Annotated in this window: 33 protein-coding genes; 21 read left to right on the top strand and 12 right to left on the bottom strand. The window is 69.1% G+C overall.

Annotated features, from left to right (window positions below):
* The first annotated feature begins 151 nt into the window (after positions 1–151).
* The 15 genes from AB0O76_RS21375 to AB0O76_RS21305 all read left to right on the top strand — a co-directional run bounded on the left by AB0O76_RS21375 (position 152) and on the right by AB0O76_RS21305 (position 9,571).
* Positions 152–727: a DUF5994 family protein gene (locus AB0O76_RS21375; RefSeq protein WP_365493409.1), complete on the top strand. Its 576-nt coding sequence runs from the start codon at positions 152–154 to the stop codon at positions 725–727.
* Positions 728–733: 6 nt separating this feature from the next.
* A complete protein-coding gene (locus tag AB0O76_RS21370; protein WP_365493407.1) occupies positions 734–1,012 on the top strand; it encodes a hypothetical protein in 279 nt (92 codons plus the stop codon).
* Complete coding sequence (locus AB0O76_RS21365; RefSeq protein ID WP_365493404.1) at positions 1,009–1,320, top strand: hypothetical protein; 312 nt, start codon at positions 1,009–1,011, stop codon at positions 1,318–1,320. Before AB0O76_RS21370 ends, AB0O76_RS21365 begins: the two co-directional genes overlap by 4 nt.
* 78 nt (positions 1,321–1,398) lie before the next feature.
* A complete protein-coding gene (locus tag AB0O76_RS21360) occupies positions 1,399–2,412 on the top strand; it encodes an acyl-CoA desaturase (RefSeq protein ID WP_365493401.1) in 1,014 nt (337 codons plus the stop codon).
* A 214-nt stretch (positions 2,413–2,626) separates the two neighbouring features.
* Positions 2,627–3,010: an STAS domain-containing protein gene (locus tag AB0O76_RS21355; protein WP_365493398.1), complete on the top strand. Its 384-nt coding sequence runs from the start codon at positions 2,627–2,629 to the stop codon at positions 3,008–3,010.
* 376 nt (positions 3,011–3,386) lie between these two features.
* On the top strand, positions 3,387–3,662 hold the full coding sequence (locus AB0O76_RS21350; protein ID WP_365493395.1) for a hypothetical protein: 276 nt from the start codon (positions 3,387–3,389) through the stop codon (positions 3,660–3,662).
* A gap of 93 nt (positions 3,663–3,755) precedes the next feature.
* Positions 3,756–4,202: a GAF domain-containing protein gene (locus AB0O76_RS21345; RefSeq protein WP_365493392.1), complete on the top strand. Its 447-nt coding sequence runs from the start codon at positions 3,756–3,758 to the stop codon at positions 4,200–4,202.
* 65 nt (positions 4,203–4,267) lie between these two features.
* A complete protein-coding gene (locus tag AB0O76_RS21340) occupies positions 4,268–5,011 on the top strand; it encodes a GAF and ANTAR domain-containing protein (RefSeq protein WP_365493389.1) in 744 nt (247 codons plus the stop codon).
* A gap of 76 nt (positions 5,012–5,087) precedes the next feature.
* Positions 5,088–5,807 carry an ANTAR domain-containing protein gene (locus AB0O76_RS21335; RefSeq protein WP_365493386.1) on the top strand — a complete coding sequence of 240 codons (720 nt, stop codon included), beginning with the start codon at positions 5,088–5,090 and terminating at the stop codon, positions 5,805–5,807.
* A 253-nt stretch (positions 5,808–6,060) separates the two neighbouring features.
* On the top strand, positions 6,061–6,426 hold the full coding sequence (locus tag AB0O76_RS21330; protein ID WP_365493383.1) for an STAS domain-containing protein: 366 nt from the start codon (positions 6,061–6,063) through the stop codon (positions 6,424–6,426).
* A gap of 139 nt (positions 6,427–6,565) precedes the next feature.
* Positions 6,566–7,294 (top strand): class I SAM-dependent methyltransferase, encoded by a 729-nt coding sequence (locus AB0O76_RS21325; protein ID WP_365493841.1) that lies wholly within the window; start codon positions 6,566–6,568, stop codon positions 7,292–7,294.
* A complete protein-coding gene (locus AB0O76_RS21320; RefSeq protein ID WP_365493380.1) occupies positions 7,200–7,886 on the top strand; it encodes a winged helix-turn-helix domain-containing protein in 687 nt (228 codons plus the stop codon). The genes AB0O76_RS21325 and AB0O76_RS21320 overlap by 95 nt, the downstream gene beginning before the upstream one ends.
* Positions 7,887–8,275: 389 nt before the next feature.
* A complete protein-coding gene (locus AB0O76_RS21315; protein WP_365493377.1) occupies positions 8,276–8,629 on the top strand; it encodes a PadR family transcriptional regulator in 354 nt (117 codons plus the stop codon).
* 12 nt (positions 8,630–8,641) lie between these two features.
* Complete coding sequence (locus tag AB0O76_RS21310) at positions 8,642–9,205, top strand: hypothetical protein (RefSeq protein ID WP_365493374.1); 564 nt, start codon at positions 8,642–8,644, stop codon at positions 9,203–9,205.
* A gap of 111 nt (positions 9,206–9,316) precedes the next feature.
* Positions 9,317–9,571 (top strand): PLDc N-terminal domain-containing protein, encoded by a 255-nt coding sequence (locus AB0O76_RS21305; RefSeq protein WP_365493371.1) that lies wholly within the window; start codon positions 9,317–9,319, stop codon positions 9,569–9,571.
* A gap of 308 nt (positions 9,572–9,879) precedes the next feature.
* Here AB0O76_RS21305 and AB0O76_RS21300 read toward each other — a convergent pair whose 3' ends face one another.
* On the bottom strand, positions 9,880–11,733 hold the full coding sequence (locus tag AB0O76_RS21300; protein ID WP_365493366.1) for a serine/threonine-protein kinase: 1,854 nt from the start codon (positions 11,731–11,733) through the stop codon (positions 9,880–9,882).
* Between the two features lie 215 nt (positions 11,734–11,948).
* Here AB0O76_RS21300 and AB0O76_RS21295 point away from each other — a divergent pair, with 215 nt between their 5' ends.
* From AB0O76_RS21295 to AB0O76_RS21285, 3 genes are all read left to right on the top strand, one after another.
* Positions 11,949–12,521 (top strand): dihydrofolate reductase family protein, encoded by a 573-nt coding sequence (locus tag AB0O76_RS21295; protein ID WP_365493363.1) that lies wholly within the window; start codon positions 11,949–11,951, stop codon positions 12,519–12,521.
* 81 nt (positions 12,522–12,602) lie between these two features.
* Positions 12,603–12,881, top strand: coding sequence for a hypothetical protein (locus AB0O76_RS21290; RefSeq protein ID WP_365493360.1), 279 nt, complete (start codon positions 12,603–12,605; stop codon positions 12,879–12,881).
* A gap of 555 nt (positions 12,882–13,436) precedes the next feature.
* Positions 13,437–14,036, top strand: a complete 600-nt coding sequence (locus tag AB0O76_RS21285; protein WP_365493357.1) for a hypothetical protein — start codon at positions 13,437–13,439, stop codon at positions 14,034–14,036.
* Between the two features lie 47 nt (positions 14,037–14,083).
* Here the strand turns inward: AB0O76_RS21285 and AB0O76_RS21280 are convergent, their stop codons facing one another.
* Positions 14,084–14,917, bottom strand: coding sequence for a class I SAM-dependent methyltransferase (locus tag AB0O76_RS21280; protein ID WP_365493354.1), 834 nt, complete (start codon positions 14,915–14,917; stop codon positions 14,084–14,086).
* 135 nt (positions 14,918–15,052) lie between these two features.
* Here AB0O76_RS21280 and AB0O76_RS21275 point away from each other — a divergent pair, with 135 nt between their 5' ends.
* Positions 15,053–16,828, top strand: coding sequence for a prolyl oligopeptidase family serine peptidase (locus AB0O76_RS21275; RefSeq protein ID WP_365493838.1), 1,776 nt, complete (start codon positions 15,053–15,055; stop codon positions 16,826–16,828).
* 54 nt (positions 16,829–16,882) lie between these two features.
* The gene (locus AB0O76_RS21270) at positions 16,883–17,713 is read left to right on the top strand and encodes an SURF1 family protein (RefSeq protein WP_365493351.1); all 831 of its coding nucleotides are present in this window, start codon (positions 16,883–16,885) and stop codon (positions 17,711–17,713) included.
* A 149-nt stretch (positions 17,714–17,862) separates the two neighbouring features.
* Here AB0O76_RS21270 and AB0O76_RS21265 read toward each other — a convergent pair whose 3' ends face one another.
* The 9 genes from AB0O76_RS21265 to AB0O76_RS21225 form a co-directional block, all read right to left on the bottom strand.
* Positions 17,863–19,068 (bottom strand): hypothetical protein, encoded by a 1,206-nt coding sequence (locus AB0O76_RS21265; protein ID WP_365493348.1) that lies wholly within the window; start codon positions 19,066–19,068, stop codon positions 17,863–17,865.
* Complete coding sequence (locus tag AB0O76_RS21260; RefSeq protein WP_365493345.1) at positions 19,065–19,724, bottom strand: SigE family RNA polymerase sigma factor; 660 nt, start codon at positions 19,722–19,724, stop codon at positions 19,065–19,067. Before AB0O76_RS21260 ends, AB0O76_RS21265 begins: the two co-directional genes overlap by 4 nt.
* Positions 19,725–20,051: 327 nt before the next feature.
* A complete protein-coding gene (locus AB0O76_RS21255; protein WP_365493342.1) occupies positions 20,052–21,110 on the bottom strand; it encodes an aspartate-semialdehyde dehydrogenase in 1,059 nt (352 codons plus the stop codon).
* Positions 21,107–22,378 carry an aspartate kinase gene (locus AB0O76_RS21250; RefSeq protein WP_360773965.1) on the bottom strand — a complete coding sequence of 424 codons (1,272 nt, stop codon included), beginning with the start codon at positions 22,376–22,378 and terminating at the stop codon, positions 21,107–21,109. Before AB0O76_RS21250 ends, AB0O76_RS21255 begins: the two co-directional genes overlap by 4 nt.
* 269 nt (positions 22,379–22,647) lie before the next feature.
* Entirely contained in the window at positions 22,648–23,079 is a 432-nt protein-coding gene (locus AB0O76_RS21245) for a PIN domain nuclease (protein ID WP_365493339.1), read from the bottom strand.
* Positions 23,076–23,324 (bottom strand): type II toxin-antitoxin system VapB family antitoxin, encoded by a 249-nt coding sequence (locus AB0O76_RS21240; RefSeq protein ID WP_365493336.1) that lies wholly within the window; start codon positions 23,322–23,324, stop codon positions 23,076–23,078. Before AB0O76_RS21240 ends, AB0O76_RS21245 begins: the two co-directional genes overlap by 4 nt.
* Positions 23,325–23,402: 78 nt before the next feature.
* Positions 23,403–24,467: a hypothetical protein gene (locus tag AB0O76_RS21235; RefSeq protein WP_365493333.1), complete on the bottom strand. Its 1,065-nt coding sequence runs from the start codon at positions 24,465–24,467 to the stop codon at positions 23,403–23,405.
* Between the two features lie 290 nt (positions 24,468–24,757).
* Positions 24,758–25,003: a DUF397 domain-containing protein gene (locus AB0O76_RS21230; RefSeq protein WP_365493330.1), complete on the bottom strand. Its 246-nt coding sequence runs from the start codon at positions 25,001–25,003 to the stop codon at positions 24,758–24,760.
* A complete protein-coding gene (locus AB0O76_RS21225) occupies positions 25,000–25,806 on the bottom strand; it encodes a helix-turn-helix transcriptional regulator (protein WP_365493327.1) in 807 nt (268 codons plus the stop codon). Before AB0O76_RS21225 ends, AB0O76_RS21230 begins: the two co-directional genes overlap by 4 nt.
* A gap of 83 nt (positions 25,807–25,889) precedes the next feature.
* Between AB0O76_RS21225 and AB0O76_RS21220 the strand changes: the two genes are divergently transcribed.
* Positions 25,890–26,288 (top strand): hypothetical protein, encoded by a 399-nt coding sequence (locus AB0O76_RS21220; protein WP_365493325.1) that lies wholly within the window; start codon positions 25,890–25,892, stop codon positions 26,286–26,288.
* Here AB0O76_RS21220 and AB0O76_RS21215 read toward each other — a convergent pair.
* The gene (locus tag AB0O76_RS21215; protein WP_365493835.1) at positions 26,227–26,796 is read right to left on the bottom strand and encodes a tetratricopeptide repeat protein; all 570 of its coding nucleotides are present in this window, start codon (positions 26,794–26,796) and stop codon (positions 26,227–26,229) included. The two genes, AB0O76_RS21220 and AB0O76_RS21215, sit on opposite strands and share 62 nt — an antisense overlap.
* Positions 26,797–26,880 lie beyond the last annotated feature (84 nt).

Raw genomic sequence — 26,880 nt, 5'->3', positions numbered from 1 at the left:
GGGCAGTCGTGGTCGGGCAGTCGTGGTCGGGGCCGCCGCAGGAGTAGGCTCGGCAGCACTGAGGGAATTTTCTTGATCGGCTTCCTTGCCGGTTTCTCGCTCGGTTCCATCGCACCGGGCCGGCACGACAGCCCGGGGACAGGTCGACGCCATGACGGTGCTCACCGCACGACCCCCGCCGACCGCACCGACCGCAAAGCCCTCCGACTATCCGCCGTTGCGGCTGTCCGTCAAGCCTCCGGGCCCGCCCTCCGGTCTGCTCGGCGGCGCCTGGTGGCCGCGCTCCCGAGACCTCGCTCGTGAACTTCCCGCCCTGACGGACCTGTTGGACCCCCTGTGGGGCCGCATCACGCGCGTCACGGTCAACCCGACGCACTGGCCCGTCGTACCGCGCAAGGTCACCGTCAACGGCCGTGTGGTCAAGGTGAGTTGGTTCCGTGACGAGCAGGACCCGCACCAACTCATGCTGCGCTCCTACCACGTAGGGCGCTGGGACCTGCTGATCATTCCCCCGGAGATTGGTGCGGAGGCCGCCGGGCGCCTCATGGCCGCCGCCTGTGATCCTCGGATCGTCCGTACCGGCAACGCTCTCATCGCTGACGAGCTGGACCGTCACCCCGCGGTTCCGCCCGAGGCGGACCCGCCGGGCCGCACGCAGGCAGAGGCGTGGGAGGCGGAGGGTGGCGCCATGGCCGCGCCCGTCGGCACGGCCGACGGCGGGAGGTGACGGGCCATGGACACCAGCATCACCGTCGCCGTCATCCTCGCGATGATCACTCTGGGGGCGTTCGTGATCCACCTCCTCAACGACCAGCACTCCGAACGGATCGCACTGCACCAGTACAGCCGTCGCCTTCCCTGGCACCGTGGCGCCCACAGCGCCACTCGGCCACAACCTGACGGCACCGCACCACCCGCCGTCCGCGCCCGCCGCGACCACCGGGACGGAGGGCGCGGGCGTCTTAGCCCGCGGCGCAGGACCAACCGAGCCGCGAAGGGGCGCAGGACATGACCGGGCATACGGCGACGTGGCTCGGCCCGACCGGGCCGAGCCGCCAAGAACAGCCGGCCGACGGGCACGTCGAGGTCCGCCTCGTCGCCGCCGACCCCGACGCGGCACGGCAGGTCGCGCTGCTCCTCAGCCGGTTCTTCGTCTGCGACGAGCCCCGCACCTACCCCACAGGCAGCGAAGGAGGCGGCACCCGCCTCCACCTGACAGTGGACACCCTGCCCACCCGAGTGTCCGGCCCGGCACCCAGGTCCTGGCTCGCCGAAGGCCGCTCTCAGGCACGGCGCACCCATGTCGGCGAAACGGACTGAACCCCCGGGCCGCCCACCACCGATTCCCTGGCCCCGGACCCTGGCCATCTTTTCCAGACCGAGGTCAAGGAGCCTTGTATGTCGCCCAGTTCCACCCGTTCCACCCGTTCCCAAGCCCCCGCCCCGCCACAGGACGCCACCACATCCCAGACGTACGACGGGACGGCGCCCTTCTCCACCAACAACCGCCCGGCTTCTGCGCGCAGCGGCGGTGAGCGGCTGTACGTGACGGTGACGGCGGTGATCGTCGTCCTGCCGTTTCTTGCGCTCGGCCTGGTCGGCTGGCTGCTGTGGGGACGTCTCATCCATCCCGCGGACGTGCTGCTCACCCTCTCTCTGTACGTTGTCACGGGGCTCGGGGTCACGGTCGGCTTCCACCGCGGTCTCACCCACGGCGGGTACCGGGCCGCCCGGCCCGTGCGGATCGCCCTCGCGGTGGCCGGGTCGATGAGCTTCCAGGGCGACGTCATCGGCTGGGTCGCCACGCACCGCCGCCACCACGCCTTCACCGACCGCCCCGGCGACCCGCACTCCCCCTACCGCTACGGCACGCACCTGCGCGGCCAGTTGCGCGGCCTGGCCCACTCCCACGTGGGCTGGCTGTTCCACAACGACCCCACCTCCGCCGGGCGTTACGCCCCCGACCTGCTCGCCGACCGCGACATCCGCGCCGTCTCCCGGGCCTTCCCGGCCCTGTGCGTCCTCACCCTGGCCCTCCCCTTCGCCCTCGGCTGGGCGATCGGCGGCACCTGGGTGCACGCCGTCACCGCTCTGCTGTGGGCAGGCCTTGTCCGCATCGCCCTGCTCCACCACGTGACCTGGAGCGTCAACTCCCTGTGCCATGTGATCGGACGGCGCCCGTTCCGCACCCGGCGCCACGACCGGGCCACCAACCTGTGGCCCTTGGCCCTGCTCTCCTTCGGCGAGAGCTGGCACAACCTCCACCATGCCGACCCCACCAGCGCCCGCCACGGCGTGGACCGCGGACAGATCGACCCCTCCGCCGCCGTCATCCGCCTCCTCGAACGCCTCGGCTGGGTACACGACGTACGCTGGCCGACGTCGGACCGCATCGCGGCCCGCCGGACCTGAACTCCTGGTGCAGACAGGGGACTTGAGGGCTCTTTTCCGTCTCCCGCACCGCCGATTTCCGTCTCCCGCACCGCCGAATCCAGGACTACCCTCACATCAGGACGTCGACATTCCAGACCCCAACGGCGCGTTGCTGCTGAGCACGCATACCTGCCGGGCCTCAGCCTGCACCACCGGCTCCGGCCTCGGCCGGTCGCCCGGAACCGGAGGCGCCATGTCCTTGCCCATGTTGACCATCTACCGGCACGACGAGCGGAGCCGGGCGCTGATCACCTTGGCCGGTGAGATCGACCTCGAAACGGCACCTTTGGTCAGCGCTTCCCTGCGGGAGTGTCTGTACGGGGGCGTGCGGTCGATCGACGTCGACCTGACCGCAGTCACCTTCTGCGACATGAGCGGCCTCAACGCCTTCCTGCGCGCTTCCGCACAGGCCACCACGGCAGGCGGAGCCCTGCGGCTGCACCACCCATCGCCCGAGCTGCGGCGGATCCTCGCCCTCACCGGTTGCACCGTCCTGCTCAGCGTGCCCCCGGCACGCCGCACCACGGGCACGCCCGCCCCGCGGCGGTCCGCGCCCCTGTCGGCAGGTGCGCGATGACGGCCGCCGGCTCCGGACCGGGCCATGAGCGCTCCGCCGCAGCTCGGGCGCGGTGCGCCTGCGCCGCCTGAACCGCTGGCAGGCCGAGACGCTCCGGGAGGACCTGGCGGACCTCTACGTCGAGTCCTCGGACAGCGCGACGGGGGGAGACATACCGCCGTAGGGAGAACTTCCTGCACCGTCTCGCGGACTCCGTACGGCGCCCGGGTTTCTCGATGCTGGTCGCCGAGACGACCACCCTGGCCGGCTGTGCCTTCGGCTTCCCCGTAGCGCGCGACGGCGCGACGGGTCCTGGTGGCTCGGCTTCGAGGGCGGCCTGCCCAGGTCGGTCGAACAGCTGACCTCCTCGGGACACGCCTTCGCCGTCACGGAGATCATGGTCCACCCGCACGAGCACACCTCCGGTCTCGCCCGGCTGCTGCAGACACGGCTGCTCGCCGACCACCACGCCTCGCTCGGTGCCACCCTGGTGGACCAGGCCGACCACTCGGCCCATACCGCCTTCCAGTCGTGGGGATGGCAGGACATCGGACAAGTCCGCAGGCCCTCCGATCCCGCGGTGCTGCGCGCCCTGGTACTGCCGCTGGGAGAACGCGCGGCCAGCCGCCAGGACGGCCTCGCGCACAACGCCCGTACTCAGCGGCCCGAGTAGCCGGAGACAGTGAGCAAGCCGTGCGACGGACGGGATGGGAAGCGTGGAGGAGCCGCCCTCCGAGCGGGAGCAGGAACGGGCTTCGACGCCCCTATGGCCACGGTGACGACCGTCGACACCGACCGGGTCTGGTTCAAGGCCGCGTACGGGCTGAAAGGGGTCGCCCAGACCGGCCGGGACGCCTGCCTGAGCACCTCGGCGATCCTCTCCGACGCCCCGCTGGTCATCACCGACACCCGCCACGACGCCCTGACCCGCATCGATCCGATGGCGGCCGAGCCGACCAGCGTCCGTTTCTACGCCGCTGCCCCGATCACCACCCCCGACGGCCACCGGTTCGGCGCCGACGACGTCCTGGACACTCGGCCCAGCGGGATCTGCCCGATGACCCGCGGCCACCTGGCCGCCGACGCCGTCCTCGCGCCTCAGACGGGCTACGGCGCGGCAGCGTCCGGCTTCCGGTGGTGTCCGGCTTCCGGTGGTGTCGGCGCGGCACGTCACAGGCGCCCTGGTAAAGGCGCGCGACCGGGGCGAGACTGAGCGGCAGCAGGAGACAGCAGCCTGTGGGAGGGTGTCCCCGGATCACTCTTGGAGGTGGATGGGGCATGCCTGAGCTGCCACGTGAGGAGCAGTTGGCGGCCGCCTTCGTCGACCTCGCCGACACCTTGGTGCGGGACTTCGACGTCATCGGATTCCTGTACACGCTCACCGAGCACTGCGTGGACCTGTTGGATGTGGCGGCAGCCGGGGTCCTGCTCGCCACTCCCGGGGGCCAACTGGTGGACGCCGCAGCCTCGGACGAGCGCACCCGCCAGCTGGAGCTGGCCAGCATCGAGTGGGACGAGGGCCCCTGCCGGGACTGCGTCCGGACCAGGAAACAGATTCCCGACGTACCACTGGCAACGCAAGCGGCCACGATGCGCTGGCCCCGGTTCGCACCGCGGGCCGTGGAAGCCGGCTTCACCTCAGTCGCGGCGGCACCGCTCCGGTTGCACGACCAGGTGATCGGAGCCCTGAACCTGTTCCGGGACCAGCCCGGCCCCCTCGGCGACTCCCAGTTGCGGCTTGGTCAGGCGCTGGCCGACACCGCCACCATCGGCGTCCTGCAACAGCGGGCGGTGAGTGAGCAGATGACAGTGACCGCACAGCTGCAGGCCGCTCTGGACAGCCGCGTCATCATCGAGCAGGCCAAGGGTTATCTGGCGAACCGCCGCGACACCGACGTCGAGGAGGCGTTCACCCTCATGCGCCGCTATGCACGCGATCACCGGACGCGGCTCACCGACATCGCTCGCCAGGTCTTGCAGGGCACGGCCGACGCGTCTCTCCTCACACGGCGCGATCGGTGAAGCGACGGCCCATCGGCGGTGACTGGTGGGCCGGCCGCCGGATGATCCGCGCTGCGCCGGAAAGGGGGCGACCTCGGTGACCCATCCGGTGATGGCCGACTACCTGCGCACCCTCAGCTCTCACACAGGCACCGGCCTGGCACCGCTGCCACTGGCGGCCTGCGCCGACATGCTGGGCTTGGACGGCCTCGGCCTGCTGCTGGCTCCTGGAGGCGGCAGAGCCGAACTGGTGCAGTCCTTTGGTGAGCGCACAATCGCCCTTGAGGACCTGCAACAGGTGCAGGGCCAGGGGCCGAGTCTGGACGCCGCCCGCCACGGGGCCCTGATGCTGGTGCCCGACGTGGTCGACACCTCCGCCTTCACCACCGATCGCTGGCCCGGCCTGCCAGGCGCCATCGAGACACTGGACATACGCGCAGTGTTCTCCTTCCCGCTGCGCATCGGCGTCATCGCGCTTGGCGCCCTCACCGGCCACCGCACCCAGCCCGGCCCGATGTCCACCGGACAACTCACCGATGCCCTCGGCCTGGCCGACACCATCGCCCAGATCACCATCGCCACCGCCGCCCACGTAGAGCTGCCCCACACTCCACTCCTTGACGAGCCCGGTCTCCACTTCGCCGAGGTCCACCAGGCCACCGGCATGCTCGCGGACCAACTGGACACCACCTGCGACCTCGCCCTCATCTGGCTGCGCGGCCACGCCTTCAGCCACGACCGACCTCTCCTGGACATCGCCCGTGATGTGCTGGCCCGCCGACTGCCTCTGGACGACAACGGAGACATCTCGCCCTGACGCCTCTGACGCCTCTGACGCCTCTGACGCCTCTGACGCCTCTGACGCCTCTGACGCCTCTGACGACGATGCTCTGCCGGGATGCCCGCCCTCCAGAGCGTCCTGCCTCGTCGCCGTTTAGCAGCCCGGCGGGTGCGCCCACAGCTCTTCGGCGAAACCCGTCAAGAGTCGAGTACGACGCGCCATGTTGGAACGCCGACCCAGACCCGTTGGCGACCGGTCCCTATGGACATCCGCCTTCGAGAGGGTCGCCATGACCTCACCCTTTGCAGCAGCCTGTGTTCAGGAAGTCCGCCTCCACGGCGACTGCACCCTGGTGGTCCTGTGCGGTGAAATCGACATCCACACCGCGCCGACCATCACCGACCGCCTCGACGCACTCACCCACACCGGCGACTCCGACTTGCTGATCGACCTGCGCCCCGTCGACTTCATGGACGGCACCGGGGTACGGATCCTCACTCGCACCCGAGCCCGGACCAGCGGCCGCCACGGACGCTTGCGCCTGATCTGCACCCACCCCGTGACCCTCCGCCTGCTCAACCATCCACGACTACGCCTGGAGTTCGACATCCTGAACCGGCTGCCCGCACCCGTACCGCCACAGGCAGCGGCCTGACTGACGCGAAACCACCCTGACCGTGCCCCTGCGGCGCCACTACGCTCACCAAGCGGCCCCCCTGTCGCCGGGGCTGGGGTGCGCTACCGGCCGAGTCGGCAGCCACAGCGACTACTGACCTTTTCGCTTCGGGGTGACGATGGACGCGCGTCCCCCGGGCATGTGGTCGCCTGCGAGGCGCTGGGGGCCCGTGAGCTTGATCCCTTCTCGTTCTGGCTGCTGGTCCGTCGTGCAGGAGCAGTTCAGAGTGGGTGGGATGAAGCAAGGCACCACATCCCACAGGGGACAGCCGGACCCCGCGGCTGAGTCAGTCGCCGTCTACAGTGACCACGCTGACGATTACGCGGCTGTGCATGCTCCGAAGATGGCGGATCGGGTCGAGCGGTTCGCAGACTCCTTGCCTGCGCCTTCACTGATCCTCGACGCCGGGTGTGGCCCGGGCCGTGACCTTGCGAGATTTCGCCGGTACGGGCACGTGGTGCGTGGCGTCGACCTCAACCCGGTGTTCGTGGCAATGGCCAACACTCACGCGCCCACCTTCCAGTGCGACCTGCGCGAGGTCGGGACGCGGTTCCCGGCCGGAACCTTCGACGGGATCTGGGCCTCCGCCTCGCTCGTCCACCTCGGCGCGGCAGACGCGGTGGAGGTGCTGGAGCAGTTCGCCGGACTGCTGCGGCCCGAAGGCAGGATCTACGTATGCCTGAAGGCCAGCGGCCACACGGGCTGGCTCGACGAACCTGACGGCCGACGGTGGTACACGGTCTGGGACCCAGATGAGTTCGCCGCCGCGGTGGCCAGTGCGGGCTTTATGGTCGATGGGGTGGACCGGGGACCCTACGTCGAGGTCTGGGCCACCCGTCGCGACTGATTTTCCAGGACGGGGCCATGCCCTGGAAATTGCCCGGGCGTATCCAGGGTTGATGCGCTCTCCGGATGGCGGCGGCCTGACGGCCCGGCAACGGGCTCAACGTGAGCAAGTACGCTTCGAAGCCGCCGAGTTGTACGCGCGGGGGATACCCGTGCCCGAGATCGCCCGGCGGCTACGGGTCTCCCGGAAGTCCGTCTACGCCTGGCGCGCCCGCTGGAGGGACGGCGGTGTAGAGGACCAACGATGGACGCCGGCGCGGGTGGCCACCGTGATCGCGCGTCGCTTCCACGTCCGCTTCAGCATCGCCCAGACCTGGCGGATCCTGCACCAAATGGGCTTCACCGTACAGGTACCGGTGCGCCGAGCCGCCGAGCCGCCGAACGCAACGAGGAAGCGGTCGCCGCCTGGATCAAGGAGACGTGGCCGCAGGTGGAGGCGCAGGTACGGGAGCGGGACGCATGGCTGTGCTTCGCAGACGAGGCCGGCCAGGTACTGCGGCCGCCGAAGGCCCGTACTTGGTCCCGGCGCGGCCACCCGCCCGTGGCCACAGTCCGCGCCGCCGGGTCGGGCCGCATCTCCCTGGCCGGACTGATCTGCCGCCGGGCTGGTCACCGCACCCACCTGATCTTTCGCATGCTGGTCCACCACGGACACAAGGGCGAGAAGAAGGGCTTCCGGGAACAGGACTTCGCTCGCCTGCTGGACGGCGTGCACCAGCAGCTCGGCAATCTGGCCCCGTGCAGCATCGACGAACTCGACGCACTGGCCCGTACGCGCCTGAAACGGATGCAGTGCCCAGCCCGGCCTGCTCGACCCATGACGTCATCCGGGTGTGGGAGGGCTGGGCAGCACGTTGCTGTCCTTCGATGTTGGTGACCGCCTCTCGCACGGTTCGGACAGGTGCAGACGGACGGGGGCCGCATCCCGGGTGCACCGACATCACCTTTGGACTTCTAGTGATAACCAGGTACTGTGCAATGCATGGAACCTGACATTGCAGGTAAGCCTGTCGCGGGCAAGGCGGAGAGCCAGCTCCGCAAGGGGGTACTGGAGTACTGCGTGCTTGCGATCTTGCGGGATGGCCCGCGCTACGGCGTGGAGCTGCTCGACACCCTCGGCGCGGTGAACGGCATGGTCACGAGCCAAGGGACCATCTACCCCTTGCTGTCGCGGCTGCGCCGTGACGGACTGGTGGAGACCCGCTGGCAGGAGTCTCCCAGCGGCCCCCCGCGGCGCTACTACGAGCTGACACCGCCGGGGCATACGGCGCTGACGGAGTTCACCGCCATCTGGCCGCACTTCCGCGACGCGGTCGACCACTTCATCACCGACTGACAGGAGACCACCGTGACGATCACCGAGCACCCGCTGGTGAAGAGTTACCTGGCCACCGTGGCGCGTGAAACGGCCGGACTCAGCCCGGAACGCCGCAACGAGCTGCTGGCCGACCTGGAGGAGCACATCGCCGTGGCACTCGCGGAAGAGTCCGCATCCGGCGACGACGACATCCGCACCGTGCTCACACGCCTCGGCGACCCGCGCACCATCGCGGCAACCGCACTCGGCGACGAGATCCCCGCTCCGCACGTGAGCCCAGGACGCACCCGCGCCCTGCTGGGACTGCTGGCGTCGACCGGCCCCCTGACGATCTTCCTGCCCCTGCTGGGCGGCCCCGCCCTGATCGGCGCGATCTGGTGGCTGTGGACCGCGCCGCAGTGGCGCAACCGGGACAAGGCGATCGCGACGGCGGCCGCCCTCGTGCCGCCGCTGTTCGCGGTGTCGCAGTGGGTGACCCCCGCGGGCACCCTGAACTTCGGCCTCGGAGCATTCCTCCCGGTCCTCCTGGCCGTCCTGGCGCTCCCGGCCGCCGCCGGCGTCTACCTGCTGCGGTCCGCACGGCGCCCGTCATGACAGGCGCTCACCCATGACGCAGTCGGCAGCCTGGAACAGCCGGACTGCCATCCACCGAGGCTGCCCGACCGGGCGCTCTGAGAATCCCCCCACCAGCAAGAGGAATGAACGATGCAGGCACAGCTCGCACACCAGATGGCCCTCGCCCCTACGGGCGATATCGTGATCGCCTGCGCAGGAGCTGCTGTGCTCGCCGGCGCTCTCGCGTTGTACTTCGGCGCCCTGCTCAGCATCGTGAGGTCCGAACTCACCGGCGGGATGCAGCTGGTCTGGCTGATTTTCGCCCTCATGGCCCCCTTCCTCGGGAGCCTGCTCTGGTTCCGTATCGGTCGCCGCGACGCCCAGCGCCGGGCAGGCATTGCCTGATTCCAGGTGGGCAGATCGGGTGGGAGCGGTCCGTCGGCTCGACGAGTGCCGGGCCCTCCAGCACGCCGATAGAGCCCTGAACAGGGAGATCACGGCCCGGGGCGGGCGAGTCCGACGGGCTGACGGGCTGACGGGCTGACGGGCTGACGGGCTGACGGGCTGACGGGCTGACAGCCGAGCCGACCCACCGCGCGATCGGTCGCCACGCGGCGGCCCGGCCACCAAGATGCGCTTCGCCGTCGGCCCCTCCCTTCCTCGTGCTGCCCAGCCTCATCACATGGGTTCAAATCCCGGTCAGGGAACCGCCGTCAGTACGGCACCGTGTCGCACAAGGTCTCCGCCCAGGCTGAGGCTCCGTATTTGTTGGCCGCGCGCACCGTTACGCAGATCTCGTCACCGGAGTACGGGCCCTTGATCGTGTAGGTGGTGCCGGTGGTGGAGTACGTGGTGTCGACGTTCTTCTCGGTGAAGTTGCTGCCCTTGTTGGTGTAGTGGATGTCGTACCTGGTCGCTCGGGAGACCGCCGGCCAGCTCACCTTCATCGGCATGTCGCACGCGCCGACACAGGAGTTGGTGTACTCAGCCTTGTAGCTCTTCATGGCGGGCGGCGGTGAGCCGGTGGACGAGCCGTCGGAGCCGGACGACGACTCTTCGCCGTCCGAGCCCGCAGAGCCGGAACCGTCCTCGCCGCTGCCGTCCTCGCCGCTGCCGTCGTTGCCGGAGCCGCTGCTGCTGCCGCCGGGTGAGCTGCTGCTGCTTTCCCGGGCTATCGGCTCGTCCTGGCCGTCCTTGTCGTCCCTGCCGTCGCCCTTGCTGTCGTCCTCGTCCTTCCCCTTTTTGCTCTTGGACGGTGAACTGCTCGGTGCGCTCGGCGAGTTGTTGCCGCCCGGCGTGGCGCTCGCGGTGCTGGCCGGGGGACGGGCGTTCGTTCCGTCGCCGTCGCGGTCACCGGCGCCGAAGGGCTGGATCAGGGCGACCGTGCCGCCGCCGACCGTGACCACGGCGACTATGGGCAGCACGATGAGCCTGCGGCGACGGCGAGGCGGCTGACGGTCGTGTTCTCGCTTCCGTGTTGTGGCCTCGTTGTCCGCCGGGGCGGCCTCGGGAGGCGGCTCCTCCTTCGGTCGCAGGCCGACCGTCGGCCGGTCCACGGGGTCCTCCCGCAGCGGCTCCGCCTCGGCGTCGAGCAGTCGCGCGGACTGCTGTGCGAGCCGTGCCACGACAGCTGCGGGCAGCCAGGCGCCGTCTGCGGAGTGGGGACGGGGGCGATCGGGGTCCGCCAACAGCTCGTCGACGGACGGGCGTTGGTTGATGTTCTTCGTCAGGCAGCGGGCGATGAGCGCGCGCAGCGAGGCGTCCCTGACCCGCGTCAGATCGGGCTCGCCCTCCACGATCTGGAACATCACCGCGTGCTGATTGCTCGCCCCCTGCCCGAACGGCAGCTGCCCGGTCGCCGCGTACGTCAGTACGCACCCGAGGGTGAACACATCGCTCTCGACCCCCGCGCGCTGCCCGCGCACCTGCTCCGGCGACATGAAACCCGGAGAGCCGATGGCCATGCCCGTACTGGTCAGCAGGGACTCGACGGACGTCTCGAGCGCCCGCGCGATCCCGAAGTCGATGACCTTCGTGCCGTCCACGGTGAGCATCACGTTGGACGGCTTCAGGTCGCGGTGCACGATCCCGGCGCCGTGGATGTCCTTCAGTGCGTTCAGGAGTCCTTCGGCGAGGGCGTGCAGGGATTCGGGCGGCAGCGGACCGTGACGTCGTACGACTTGTTCGAGGGAGAGTCCGGGAACGTATCCCGTTGCGACCCACGGCGGTTCGTCGGCCGGGCCCGCGTCGAGCACCGGCGCCGTGTACTGCTCGCCGACCTTTCGCGCCGCCTCGATCTCGCGTCGGAACCGCGCCCTGAAGTGCTCGTCGGATACATGTTCCTCATGCACCACCTTCACGGCCACGGTCCGGCCGCTGTCCGACCGCGCGAGGAACACCCGGCCCATGCCGCCGGCGCCGAGCCGCCCGAGCAGCAGATACGGTCCGATGCGCGCTGGATCGCTCACCGCGAGCGGCTTGATGCCCCCATCGATGCGGTCGTCCGGGTCGTCGACCTCGTCCCGCTCGTCGATCTCGTCCCGCTCGTCCCCGTTCGTACCGCTCATGATGGCGTGCTTCCCCCGGCTCTTCTCTTCTCGCCTGGTCAACGGCGTAACTCGGTTGAGAATAGATGTTGTTGATGTGGTTGGTGATTCAAACGCCGTCGCGCGGGCGACTCGTACGACGGCGTCCGATGAGTTTTCGCATGAGCCAGAGTCAATAGACCCGTAACCGCACAGCGGGGAAGCGACCCCGTGACAGCCACCCAGGAGATCTTGAGATGCGTACGTTGATCAGCACTGCTTTCGTCTCGCTCGACGGTGTCGTGGAGGCCCCGGGCGGCGAGCCCGGGTACCGGAACTCCGGCTGGACCTTCAAGGGCATCGAGTTCGTCCCGGAGGCCTACGAGATCAAGGGGCGGGAGCAGAAGGACGCCACGGCGATGCTGTTCGGCCGGGTCAGCTACGAGGTGTTCAGTCCGGTCTGGCCCGGCATGGAGGAGTTCGCCGACTACAAGCCGCTGCCGAAGTACGTCGTCTCCAGCACCCTCTCCGAGGACGCCCTGGTCGACGGCTGGGGCGAGACCACGATCCTGCGTTCCCTCGACGACGTCGCCGCGCTGAAGGAGACCGAGGGCGGCCCGATCATCATGCACGGCAGCGCCACCCTGAACCGGAATCTGTCCGACGCCGGTCTCATCGACCGCTACCACCTGCTCGTCTTCCCGCTGCTGCTCGGCGCGGGCAAGCGGCTCTTCAGCGGCACGGACAAGGACACCCAGCAGCTGAAGCTCATCGAGCACGAGGCGTACTCCAATGGCATCCAGCTGAATGTGTTCGACGTCGTCCACTGAGGACGCGCCACAAGGGAACTTCCCTACACCGTACGGCAGTTGTGTGCTGGACTGCGACGGCGGCGCCTTCACCCGTGGCTCGTGGGCGCGCGGCTGACCGGCAGCGTGAAACTCATCAGCGCGCGGGTCGGCGGGCAGCTGAACTTCACGAAGGCTGTTCTCGACAACAGGGAATCGGCGCAGGAGGACATCGTCGCCCTCGAGGCCTACGGGCTCGACGTTCCTCCGTCAGGGATTCACCGCCCACGGCGAGGTCAGGATGCGGCGGGCGCGGATCGGCGGCGATCTGGACTGTTCGCAGGCCAGATTCGTCAAACAGGGCAGACCATCCGCACCGACCGCGTCGATTTCAGGGCTTGATCTGTACCGCGCAATGGCGCAGGCGCGACCACCCGGTGACCCCGTTCGGATTCTGCTGCCGATCGGAGGGCTCTACTCCTTCGGCTCAACGGGGCGCGCTATACGGCCGATCTGCTGATCCCGGGCGCCAATCCGGGCGAGCGCTCACGCTTCCTGGCCGTCGAGGATGCGGCCACCTGGGCGGCCAGTTACACGCCGGCCGGGTGGGCCCTCGCGGCCATGCTGATCGCGGGGCTCACCGGGGTTTTCAAGCGGTTCTGATCGCGGCTCGCGGAGTACTCGCGGAGTACTCTGGGCTTACCGAGGACGCTTCAAATGCGGCCGCGCTCCCGGAGGAGTGTGAGTGTCATGGAGACCGCCATCGTCATCGCGGCCATCTGCCTCATGATCGTTCTCGGGGTGTTCTTGATCCATCGGATGCGGCCGCGCTGACGCGGCGCCGACTCGACGTGATGGATCCCTCACGCCCCGTTCCGCTCGCCGTTCCGTGGTGTCACCATGCGGAGTCCAGAGGTGTCGAGGGGTGTCCTCGGTGGGGGCGGGCGGGAGGCGCAGATGGCTGAGGTTTTCTTGCGGCGGCTGACGCGGTGGCAGGCGGAGCAGCAGCGGGAAGCGGTGGCCGATGTCTACGTAGAGGCCTACCGGGGCGTGGCCGGTGCCGAGTACGCGGACCGGCAGGGGTTTCTGCAGCGCTTCGAGTACACCGTGCAGCGGCCCGATTTCGACATGGTCGTCGCCGACGCGGGGGGCCTCGTCGGCTGTCTGTACGGGTATCGCGCCGCGCGCACCGGTGACTGGTGGGAGGGGTTCCGCGGCATCCTGCCCACGGAGATCGAGGAACGTACCGCGTCGGGGCGGGTCTTCATCCTGACCGAGCTCATGGTGGTGCCCGCCTACCGGCGGCAGGGCATTTCGGAGCGGCTGCGCACGCTGCTCCTCATGCGGCACACCACCGATCTGGTCGTCGCCGTGATCAAGCGGGACGACGATCTGGGGCGTGAGGTCCTGCGGTCCTGGGGGTGGACGAAGCTCGGGGATTTCGACTCGGGCGACTCGGTCGGCTCGGACTCGGCGGCGTCGGCACGGCGGGCAGGGATCGGAGTGCCGACGCGGGACGAGCTCGCGTGGGAGGGCTGGATGCGGCCCGATGGATGAGTGGGCCCTCTGTCACGTGGATGAGTGGGCCCTCTGCCACGCCGCCTTCAGGGAGTACATGGCTTGCTCGCCTTCAGGGAGTACATGAGGGGCATGCGGGGCCTGGACGCCGGGAACCGGTAGGCGCCGGCCCGGAGTTCGAGGGCGCCGAAGCGCGCGAAGAGCGTGCTGTCGTGCTCGTGGAGGAAGTCGATGCGCAGGCCCGCCGACGCGAGTGCCGTGACGACGTCGCCGATGGGGTGCTGCCACTCCACGCTGCGGTTGTGGACCGTGGGGGTCGTCGTGTCCGCGTAGCCGCCCGGGGTCTCGTCGATCCAGGCGTCGCGGGCGAAGTAGTCGTACGCGATCCGTGAGCCCGTCTCGTCGTCCAGGATGTCCGCGAGCGGGTGGAACTCCGCGAGGTAGAGGAAGCCGCCGGGGGCCACGAGCGCGGCCGCCGTCTCGGCCCACCGCTGGATGTCGGGGAGCCAGCACAGGGCGCCCACTCCGGTGTAGACGATGTCGTACGAGGTGTCGGGCACGGCGGCGGCCGCGTCGTACACGTCGGCTGCGACGAAGGACGCCCGGTCGGCGGTGAGGCCGAGCTCGGCGGCCAGGTCGCGGGCCGCGTCGACGGCGGGCTCGGAGAAGTCGAGCCCGACCACGCGGGAGGCGCCGTGCCGGGCCCAGGACAGGGTGTCGAGGCCGATGTGGCACTGGAGGTGCAGGAGCGAGCGCCCGGTGACGTCGCCGACCTCCGTGAGCTCGAAGTCGCGCAGCGGGTCCTTGCCGGAGCGGAAGGCTTCGAGGTCGTAGTAGTCGCTGGCGAGATGGAGAGGGACTCGCTCGTCCCAGCGTTTTCGGTTGGCCTCGCGCCAGTCGGAGGGGGTCGGGGAGTACATGCCGGAAAAGTTATCCACAGGCTGGGGACCCTCGCCAGCGGATTGTCGGCAGGGGCGTGCACTATGGGGTCCATGAGCAATTCGGGTGCAGGTGTCGGGGCTGTGGGTTCGTCGAGTGCGGACGGGGGTGCGGAGATGCCGGACTGGGAGAAGCGGTTCCGTGCGCCGCGGGTCTCGCTGCCGGACTGGGCGGAGGAGGCTCCGAGCCGCTCCTTGTTCGTGTCGAACGCAACGGGGACGTACGAGCTGTACGCGTGGGACCGGGCGACCGGCGAGCAGCGCCAGGTGACGGACCGGGCGAACGGCACGACGGACGGCGTCCTCACCCCGGACGGCGAGTGGATCTGGTGGTTCAACGACAAGGACGGCGACGAGTTCGGCGTGTGGATGCGCCAACCCTTCGCGGGCGGCGGCCCCGACGAGCCCGCGGTGCCGGGACTCGAAGCGTCGTATCCGGCGGGGCTCGCCCTCGCGCGGGACGGGCGGATGTCCGTCGTCGGGCGCTCCACGGACGAGGACGGTTCGACGATCCATGTCGTACGTTCTCCGGGCGCCGACCCGGTCGAGATCTACCGCCACCGCGAGTCCGCGGGCGTCGGCGACCTCTCCCACGACGGCTCCCTGATCGCCGTCGAGCACACGGAGCACGGCGACGCGATGCACTCGGCACTGCGGGTGGTCAGGCCGGACGGCTCGACGGTCGCCGAGCTCGACGACACCAAGGGCGGCACGGTCGAGCTCGGCCTCGAGGTCCTGGGCTTCGCGCCGGTCGACGGGGACGCGCGGCTCCTCGTCGGGCATCAGCGGCGCGGCCGCTGGGAGCCGATGGTGTGGGACGTCGCCACGGGCGAGGAGACGGACCTGGCCCTCGACCTGCCGGGCGACGTGAGCGCCGAGTGGTATCCGGACGGCTCCGCGCTGCTCATCGCGCACAGCTTCGAGGCCCGCAGCGAGCTGTTCCGGTACGGGTTCGCCTCGCGCGACCTGGTCCGGGTGGAGACGCCCGCGGGGTCGGTTTCGGGGGCGACGGCGCGGCCGGACGGCAGCGTGGAGTACCTGTGGTCGTCGGCCGCCGAGCCGCCGGTGGTGCGCTCGACGGCGGGCGGCGTCGTGCTCGACCCGCCGGGCATGAAGGCCCCGGCGTCCGTGCCGGTGGAGGACGTGTGGGTGGAGGGTCCCGGCGGCCGCGTCCACGCCCTCGTACAGAAGCCGGAGGGCGCGAGCGGACCGCTCCCGACCGTCTTCGAGATCCACGGCGGGCCGACGTGGCACGACAGCGACGCGTTCGCCGCGGGCCCCGCGGCCTGGGTGGACCACGGGTACGCGGTGGTGCGGGTCAACTACCGCGGTTCCACCGGGTACGGGCGTGAGTGGACGGACGCGCTCAAGCACCGGGTCGGCCTGATCGAGCTCGAGGACATCGCGGCGGTGCGGGAGTGGGCGGTGACGTCGGGCCTCGCGGACCCGGACAAGATCGTCCTGGCGGGCGGTTCCTGGGGCGGCTACCTCACCCTCCTCGGCCTCGGCACCCAGCCCGACGCCTGGGCGCTCGGCCTGGCCGCGGTGCCGGTCGCGGACTACGTGACGGCGTACCACGACGAGATGGAGGCCCTGAAGGCGATGGACCGCACGCTCCTGGGCGGTACGCCGGAGGAGGTCCCCGAGCGCTTCGAGGCGTCGTCCCCGCTGACGTACGTGGACGCGGTGAAGGCGCCGGTCTACATCTCGGCGGGCGTCAACGACCCCCGCTGCCCGATCCGCCAGATCGACAACTACGTGGACCGGCTCAAGGCCCGCGAGGCGGTGCATGAGGTGTATCGCTACGACGCGGGGCACGGTTCGCTGGTCGTGGACGAGCGGATCAAGCAGGTGCGGTTGGAACTGGACTTCGCGGCGCGGCACCTTCGCTAGGGGGCGGCGGACCCCCACGGGCCGGGTGCGGCAAGGGCCCCGTACCGTGGGGGTGTGTACCGGTTCCTGCTGACGCCCCGCTGGTGGGGGATCAACGTCTTCGTCCTGCTGGCCATCCCCGTATGCATCTTCATGGGGTCGTGGCAGCTGGGACGCTTCGAGGACCGTGTCGAGGCGCATGACGCCGCGCAGGAGCAGGCCGATCGACAGGCGTCGCCGTCCCGCGACGAGTCGGAGGCCCGGCCGCTGGACTCTCTCCTCCCCGTCGACAAGGAGACGTCCGGGGAGCTGGTGACGGCGACGGGGCGGTACGGCAAGCAACTCCTTGTGCCGGACCGGCAGTTGGACGACAAGTCCGGTTACTACGTCCTGACGCTGCTTCGCACGGACAGCGGCAAGGAGCTGCCGGTCGTGCGGGGGTGGCTGCCGGGGAAGGCGGGCTCGGGCTCGGCGAAGGCACCGGCCGCGCCCTCCGGGGAGGTCACCGTGACGGGGGCGTTGCAGGCCTCCGAGAGCCCTGGGTCGAACGGGGTCAGTGCGGCGGGTGGGCTGCCGGACGGGCAGCTCGGTGCGATCAGTGCGGCGTCGCTCGTGAATCTGGTTCCGGGGGATGTGTACGACGCGTGGGTGACACTGGAGAAGGGCGACTCCGGCATGAAGCCGGTACCGGCGGCCGCTCCGGAGAACTCCGGTCTTGACCTCAAGGCGTTCCAGAACCTCGGCTACACCGGGGAGTGGTTCGTCTTCGCGGGGTTCGTGGTGTTCATGTGGTTCCGCTTGTTCCGGCGAGAGCGGGAGTTCGCGCGGGACGCTGCGCTGGGCTTGCTGCCGGTTGAGACTTCGCCGGGTGCGGAGACTGGGCCTGAAGCAGTTCGCGAGTCCTAGGGGTTTCTTTCCCCAACCCCGCCCCTTCCCGAAATTTTCCGGCTCCGCCGGCCGGCGGCTCCGGGCTGGAAGACCTACCGACGGGGTGGGCGGGCAACGCGGGGCAATCGGGCGGGTGGGCGGGTGGGCGGGAAGAATCCGCCCCCCGGCTAAGAAGCCGACAGCATGCCCGTCCGGTAGACCGTCCCCGCGCACGCATTGCCGATCGTCGCCCCCGCCGTCGGCGACCCCGCCGATGCCGTGAGGGACACCGTCACGCCGCCGTCGGCCACGCCGCCGTCCTCCCGGACCATCTGCGGCTCCGTACCGCCAGGTGCGCCGCCGTCCGTGCCGCCGGCCCCGCCGCCACTGGCGTCCTCCGTCGGAGACGGGTCGGGGGAAGGCTCGCCGCCCTCTGTGGGGCACGCCTCCGACGGGACCCACGCGAAGCGGACCTCGTACGCCGCCCCCGGCTTGAGGACCAGCTGGCTCACCGCCTGCGCGGGATCCGGCAGCGCCGACGCCGCGTCGCCCGCCACATGGTCGACGACGCTGATCTTCGCCGGGTCGGCCGCGCCCGTCACCGCCGTCGAGACGGATCCCGCCGCGCTGACCGTGCAGCTGCTGTCGGAGACATTGGCGACCCGGAAGGAGCCGTACACCTTGCCGTCGGCCTCCGCCGCGCCCGCGGTGCCCGAGGCGTTGCCGAGCTGGTCGATCGTGCAGGCGGGCGAGTCCGTGGGCGCCGTGCCCGAGGGGTCGGGGCCGCCGGTCGCGCCGCTGCTCGCCTCACTCTTCCCCTTGTCGCCCTTCTTGTCTTTCTTATCCTTCTTGTCCTTGGACTTGGAGGGGCCGGAATCGCTGCCCTCGCCCTTCTCGCCCCCGTCCGGACCCTTGCCCTCGCTCGAACCGCCCTGCGTCTGCTCGCTGTTGCCCGCTATCGAAGGACGGTCGTCCGAGCCGCCGCCCGAGTTCGTGACATGCACGAGGGCGGGGATCGCCGTACCGATGAAGAGCGCCGCCGCGGCCATGCCGACCACGGCCTGGCGCTTACGCGCGCGGCGGGCCGGGACCGCGTACCGCAGGCGCTCAAGGGCGCGGTCGCCCGGCTCGATCTCCTGGACGGCCTGCCGCATCATGCGGCGCAGCGCCAGCTCGTCGGACCCGAGCCCGACACCGGATTCGACACCGGAATCGGCACCGGAATCGGCACCGGCCGCGGAACCGACCCCGGTCGATTCCTCGCCCCGGCCCTCACCCCGGTCCTCGCCCTGGTCCTGGCCGTGGCCCTGGCCGTGGTTCACAGTTCCGTCCCCAGCGTGCTGCTCAAACTCGGCGTTCTCATCGTGCTCTCGCCCGTACTCATGGTCACTCATGCCGGCGCCTCCATGGCGATCCGGAGAGCCGCGATCCCGCGCGAACCGTACGCCTTCACCGAGCCGAGCGATATGCCCAACGTCTCGGCGACCTGCGCCTCGGTCATGTCCGCGAAGTACCGCAGGACGAGGACCTCGCGCTGGCGGCGCTGAAGGCCGCGCATCGCCTTGATCAGCTCGTCCCGCTCCAGGAGGTCGTACGCCCCCTCCTCCGCGCTCGCCATGTCCGGCATCGGTTTGGAGAGCAGCTTCAGACCCAGGATCCGGCGCCGCAGCGCGGACCGCGAAAGGTTCACGACGGTCTGGCGGAGGTACGCGAGGGTCTTCTCCGGGTCCCGCACGCGCTTGCGCGCCGAGTGCACCCGGATGAACGCCTCCTGCACGACGTCCTCGCAGGACGCCGTGTCGTCCAGGAGCAGCGCCGCGAGGCCGAGCAGCGACCTGTAGTGGGCGCGGTAGGTCTCGGTCAGGTGGTCGACTGTGGTGCCCGCGCTCATCGTGTCGTCAGCGCCCTCGCGCTGTGCCGGGATGCGGGCGGACCGCGTGGTGGGCATGGGCGCGATCACCGGCATACCGGCGGGCGCACGGGGACGGCGAGGCGGACGAAGGGCCGCGCCCCTCGCCTGAACCGCTGTGAAATCGAGTACCTCTGCCACGCCTGTTGGACACGCTTACTCCCCTGAGGGTTGTACGCATCGCGCAACGCGTTTGCGGCAGGCACCGTCTCCGACGGTGACGAAGCATCGAATGCCCCCATGCGTACCAGCTCTTCCCCTATGCCCATTTTTTGCAGCGCTTCGGGCCGCCCCTCGAGGGCGATCACAGAGACGCGCCCCGCCCTGCTGCCGGTTGCAGTGGACGGGGGCGAATCTTCGAACGCGGCGATGGTCCAGTTCAAGCGGTCCTGGCCACCAAGCTGGACACAGAACTTACACAGATCCCACAGAGACTTCCGCTTCGGGGAGCCCTCAGGGGCCGGCCGGCTAACGCCCGGTGAACTCGGCCGCCACCAGCTCAGCGATCTGCGCGGTGTTCAAAGCGGCACCCTTGCGCAGATTGTCCCCGCAGACAAAAAGTTCAAGTGCGGTCGGATCGTCCAGCGAGCGCCGCACCCGCCCCACCCAGGTCGGGTCGGTCCCCACCACGTCGGCGGGCGTCGGGAACTCACCTGCGGCCGGGTTGTCGAAGAGCACGACGCCCGGGGCGGTGGCGAGGATCTCGCGCGCGCGGTCGACGGTGACCTCGTCCTCGAAACGCGCGTGGACGGTCAGCGAGTGCGTCGTGACGACGGGAACGCGTACGCACGTGGCCGCGACCTTCAGATCGGGCAGCCCCAGGATCTTGCGGGACTCGTCCCGCACCTTCATCTCCTCGGACGACCAGCCTTCGTCCCGCAGAGTCCCGGCCCACGGCACGACATTCAGCGCCACGGGCTCGGGGAAGGGCCCCGTGTCGTCCCCGACGGCACGTCGTACGTCACCGGGGCTGGTACCCAGCTCGGAGCCCGCCACCAACTGCATCTGGCGGCGCAACGTGTCCACACCGTCCCGCCCGGCCCCGCTCACGGCCTGGTACGAGGAGACGATCAGCTCGCGCAACCCGAACTCGGCATGCAGCGCACCAATGGCCACGATCATGGACAGAGTCGTGCAATTGGGGTTGGCGACGATGCCGCGCGGGCGTACGCGCGCGGCATGCGGATTGACCTCGGGGACGACCAGAGGAACGTCCGGGTCCATCCGGAAGGCGGCGGAGTTGTCGACCACGACGACGCCCTTGGAGGCGGCGATCGGCGCCCACTGCGCACTGACCTCGTCAGGCACATCGAACATCGCCACGTCCACACCGTCGAAGACGTCCTCGCTCAGCGCGAGGACCTCGACCTCCTCACCGCGCACGGCGGCCTTCCGGCCTGCCGAACGCGATGAGGCGACGAGTCGGATCTCGCCCCAGATGTCGGCGTGCTGCGACAGGATCTGGAGCATGACCGTGCCGACGGCCCCGGTCGCTCCGACGACCGCGAGCGTCGGCTTACGGGTCATCGGCCGGTGCCTCCATAGACCACGGCCTCGTCGGTGTCCGAGTCGAGCCCGAAGGCGGTGTGCACGGCGCGCACGGACTCGTTCGCGTCGTCGGCACGGGTGACGACCGAGATGCGGATCTCAGAGGTCGAGATCAGCTCAATGTTCACGCCCGCGTCGCTGAGCGCCTCGAAGAAGGCCGCGGTGACGCCGGGGTTCGTCTTCATACCGGCGCCGACCAGCGAGATCTTGGCGATCTGGTCGTCGTACCGAAGAGAGTCGAACCCAATGGCCGACCGCGTCTTCTCAAGCGCGTCGATGGCCTTACGGCCCTCGGCCTTGGGCAGCGTGAACGAGATATCCGTCAGCCCGGTCGAGGCGGCCGACACGTTCTGCACGATCATGTCGATGTTGACCCCGGAGTCCGCGATCGCGCGGAAGATCGAGGCGGCCTCGCCCGGCTTGTCCGGCACGCCGACGACCGTGATCTTGGCCTCCGAGGTGTCGTGCGCGACACCGGAGATGATGGCCTGCTCCACCTTGCGGTCCCCTTGCGGTTCGTTGCTGACCCACGTGCCCTGCAATCCTGAGAAGGACGATCGCACGTGAATCGGGATGTTGTAACGGCGGGCGTACTCCACACAGCGGTGGAGCAGCACCTTGGAGCCGGAGCTTGCGAGCTCCAGCATGTCCTCGAAGCTGATCCAGTCGATCTTCCGGGCCTTCTTCACGACCCGGGGATCGGCGGTGAAGACACCGTCGACATCGGTATAGATCTCGCAGACCTCGGCGTCGAGGGCGGCGGCGAGGGCGACAGCGGTCGTGTCCGACCCACCACGACCCAGCGTGGTGATGTTCTTGCCCTCCTGGCTGACTCCCTGGAACCCGGCGACGATGGCGATGTTGCCCTCGTCGATCGAGGCCCGGATCCGCCCCGGCGTCACATCGATGATCCGCGCTTTGTTGTGGACGGAGTCGGTGATGACACCGGCCTGGCTGCCGGTGAACGACTGGGCCGCATGGCCCAGGTTTTTGATCGCCATGGCAAGGAGGGCCATGGAGATCCGCTCTCCGGCGGTCAGCAGCATGTCGAATTCGCGCCCGGCAGGGATCGGGGATACCTGCCCGGCAAGATCGATCAACTCATCCGTCGTGTCACCCATGGCGGACACCACGACAACGACCTGATGGCCGTTCTTCTTGGCGTCGACAATCCTCTTGGCGACCCGCTTGATGCCTTCGGCATCGGCTACGGAGGAGCCTCCGTACTTCTGCACGACAAGGCTCACGTGCGCTCCTCGCTCAGTCCGTTTCTTACCGCACTGCTGCGGTCGGCTCAGTCTAACGAGCGGCCGAAATTCGCCTCGCAAATACCACATGGTGAGATGTCCCGCTCACTACGTGATCATCCACGGGCATACGCTCCCGCTGCTCGGGAGGTACGTTCCGACCGCTCGGCTTGTCGCATGCCCGCTGTGGAGTGGGGCACTCCGGAAAGTGGGGTGGGTCACAGGTTCGGGCCGGGGAAGCGGGGCGGTGGCCTCCCCGCGGAGGCACCTCAGCTCGCGGCTGCAGCGTCCGCCGTGCCGCGGTCGATCACCCAGCGGCTGGCGTAATCCGTGAGCTCGGCGATCTGGTCGTAGTCCTCGTCGTAGTGGAGGACGGTTACGCGGTTGCGTTGGGCTGTGGCTGCGATGACGAGGTCCGCGGTCGAGAAGGCTCGGTGGTTGCCCTTCTCCACCGCCTTGTCCTGGGTCTCGATCGCCACGTCCCACACCTCGTCCGGGCAGGGCAGATAGTCGAAGCTGCGCAGCAGATGGCCCAGCCGCTCGGCGTCTCTCCCGTTACGCGCCGAGTACATCGACTCGATGTGGACAACACCCGTCATGCACAACAGGCCACGCCTGTGGAGTTGGTCGAGGACCTCCGCGACGGCAGGCTGCCCCCACCGGGCGAGCGCAGACTTGTCGATGAGATACCGCTCGCTCATGCCGCCGACGCCCCCTCGCCGTGCTCATTGCGCACGTCGTACTGGAGGTCGATCTCGCCCGACTTGATGTCGTCGATGAACTCCTGACGGCGTACGTACATGGCCAGGCGCATGGCTGCTTCCCGTACCGCTTCTTCGTCCGTCTCCACGTCGAACACCTTGCGCAGGTCGGCGAGGAAGCCTTCATCCATCTCGATGGTGACGTTGCGGGCCATGTCCGGCTCACTCTCCACGGGACGTGTCACGGGGTTCTCCTTCACGATAGGTCTCCTTCGGGTTGCGGGCCCCGCGTCTGGGCGGGGCCCAAGTCATTGGGTGCGCGGTCAGCGGGGCTTCGCGGGGAGGCCTGCGGCGCGGCGCAGCTCCGCGATGCGTTCGGTTACGTCGACGACTTCCGGTTCCGATTCCGATTCCGGCGCGGGGCGGGGCCTCGCGAGGAACGTGTTCGGGATGGCCCGGCGGGCGTCCGCCGCCGCATCCGCCCTGCAGTGCTCGCAGTCGCAGGGCTCAGTCTCGGTCTCGGCACTGCATTCGACGCAGATGCCGTTGATCAATTGCACGGAGGTCTCGGGCTCTTCGCAGAGGCCGCAGATCATGACGGCGCGGGTGACGCGGGCGCGGGGGCGGGTCTTGGCAGGGGGTTTGGGGGGCATCTTGTTCTCCAGTCGGTTGCGGGCGAGACCGCCCGGGTTGGTGATGGTGGGCGGCAGCCCGGCGGTCAGGGCGCGGGTGATGTCGTCCGGGCTCGCACCACGGGCCAGCCATTCCGCTGCGCTGGGCTCAAGCCGCTTGCAGTCCGCTTCGGAGAGGGCCATGCGGGGGTCGGCGGCGCGGAGTTGGGCGAGGGTGCGGTAGGCGAGGGTGGTCTTGGGGGTGGGGGTCGGCTGGGGTTGGGGCTGCGGCTGAGCGTCGGGCTTTGCTTCCGGTTGCGGCTGCGCTTCCGGCTGCGGCTCGGCGTCCGGCTTTGCTTCCGGCTCGGCATCCGGCGCCGGCTCCGTCACGCGGGCCAGGCCCGGCTGGTACTCGTGCGTGACGTCGCGCCCGTGCCGTGCCCGGACGAACTCGGCCCACCACGCCTCCGACCTGCGCGTACGCGACCAGTACGTGCGGGTCACCCACCGCATCGAGTTGTCCTCGACGGTGAGGTGCTCCTTGATCCAGCGAAGGTGCCCCGCCTCGGTCAACCGCCGCAGCGAAGTGCGGACGGCCTGCTGGCCGTAGTCGGGGTGCTCTGCAGCGATCGCCTTGTACCCCATGGCGGAGCCGTCGGGGAGGTAGTCGATGAGGGTCGCGATTTCGGCGTCCCGGGGGTACAGGTGCCCGAAATCAACCTCGGTGTGCGGGTCTTCGTCACCCGCGAGGCGTTTGCCGTAGCCCGTTTTGGCCATGGGGTGGGACGGGGACGGCAGGACGGGATTAGGGTGGGCGCAAGCCACGGTCGACTGCTTTCGATCCGTAGGACTAGGCCTCGGTTTTCGGTGTTGGCGCACCGGCCGGGGCCGTTCTATTGCCGCGAACGTAGAGCGGCTTTACGTTGCGGCGCAAGCTGACTACGGAATGTCACCCTTGTGAGTGACGGAGGGCTCAACTCCGTTACAGGCTTGGTTAGTTGGTTGATTTAGAACCCAACCAAACCAACCAAAACCAAGGGAAGAGCTCGGGGCCCGAAGCCCGGGGCTCAAGCTCCGGGCTGAACTGCGGCGATGAAGGTGGACCAGGCGGGGGCCTGGAACGTGACTTCGGGGCTCGCGGGGAGTTTTGAGTCGCGGATGTGGATCGTGGCGAGGCAGGCGGCCACCTCGACGCAGGCATCCCCTTCGGGGCCGCTGTACGTGGACTTGCGCCACCCCAGGGCTACTTCGAGGCATGCACCGCCCTCGCCGTCGCTGTAGCTGGACTTGAACCACTTCAGCTCGTCGCTCATAGCTCATCCGCCATCCGCTTGATGAAGCGTGCCGATTCATCAGGGTCGAGGGCCATCGTGCGGATCATGCTAAGTCGTTCGGTCTGATCGCTCATCACCCCTGGGTCGGTGGTCAGTTGACTTGCTGATGGCGCTTCCGTGTAGGCGAGCCGCTCGTGGTCCCGGGTCTCCAACAGCACCATCTGACCGTGGAGCGCTGCGGTCATCGCCCGGCCGAAGGGCAGGAGCTGAATCGATACGTTGTGCCGTCTGCCCACCTCCAAGAGCTGCTGCAACTGCTCCTGGCACACGTAAGGACTGCGCAGAGCAGCCTCGAACAGTACGTAGCTGCAGCCCACGAGCGGCTTGCGCGTATGGATCTCCTGTCGTTCCAGCCTCGCCGCGACCCGCTCATCGATCGTTTCCTCATCCAGCGGCGGGACGTGATTGCCGATCAACTTCCGTGCATACGACTCCGTCTGCAACGGTCCAGGCACCAGCAAGGGCTCGTACCACCAGACGTTGATCGCCTCTCGCTCATGCAGCATGAAGTCCTGCGCGCGAGCGGGGAACTTCTCCGCCTTCAGGTAATCCTTGGCTGCACTTAGCAGCCCCTCCGCATGGCACAGCTCATCCGCAGCGTCGAGCACTCGTGCCGTAGGCATCCGGACGCCCTGCTCCATCGCCTTGATGGTGTCCGGGGCGTAATTGGAGGCAGCGCCCAATTCCTCGCGGCTCACGCTGGCCTTCGTGCGCCAGCGCTTCAACTGGTTACCGCCATAGCGCCAAGTGCCCGGCGATGAGGAGTTGTACTGGACGGACACAGGGCCACCTCCGATGGATACACCTCGACGTGTACCCCCTCAGTCACTACCGAGAGTAGCCCCGCACCCCGCACCGTGTGACCATGACGGACGCAATTCACTGGCCCGAGTGGGTCCCGGTTGCGGGGCACCAACTCCGCGTCTCCGGCGTCCACTTCGACGCCGTACGTATCCAAGGCGTACGAGGGGAACAGGTCGCCGCCCGCCTGATCGCGGAGGCGGAGGGTGACGCCGGCCCCGTCATCTGCGAGGCGACGGGGTTCCGGTGGATGTACTTCCTGGTGGCGCCGGGGACTGCGAAGGACCACCGGTGGCCGCTGGGCGTGCAGCGCTTCGGGACGCCACGGACGGTGACGTACATCGGAATTCCGGCGCTGGAGGGCAATACGTGGCCGCTGTGCTGGTACTCGGAGCCGACGGCTACGGCGCCGTATGTGGAGCCGGGTCAGCTGCTGGTGGCGTTGGGGTTGGTCGGGCCGTAGGAGGCAGCGGACCCGCCGCTCGAACATGGGCCAAGTTCTCACGCACGACCTTCGTCGTCGGGTGATCTTGACCCAGCACTCGAACACAGCCGTCCAGTGTCTGCTCGTACAACGGGATCGCACGACCCACATCACCCGCTGACTCATACGTGCCAGCAAGGTTGTTCCTCGACGCCAGCGTGTCCGGATGATCCCCACCCAACACCCGCAGACGATCGGCCAACGTCTGCTCGAACAACGGGATCGCACGCCCCACATCACCCGCCGCCTCATACGTGCCAGCAAGGTTGTTCCTCGACACCAACGTGGCCGGATGATCCCCACCCAACACCCGCTGGCAATCGGCCAACGTCTGCTCGAACAACGGGATCGCACCACCCACATCACCCGCCGACCAATACGCGTGGGCAAGGTTGTTCCTCGACACCAGCGTGTCCGGATGATCCCCACCCAACACCCGCAGACGATCGGCCAACGTCTGCTCGAACAACGCGATCGCACCACCCACATCACCCGCCGACCAATACGCGTGGGCAAGGTTGTTCCTCGACAACAGCGTGTCCGGATGATCCCCACCCAACACCCGCAGACG

The organism is Streptomyces sp. NPDC086554 (assembly GCF_040686095.1).
GTDB lineage: Bacteria > Actinomycetota > Actinomycetes > Streptomycetales > Streptomycetaceae > Streptomyces.
Note: the sequence above shows the minus strand (reverse complement) of the source record. Positions and strands in the feature narration are given on the sequence as shown.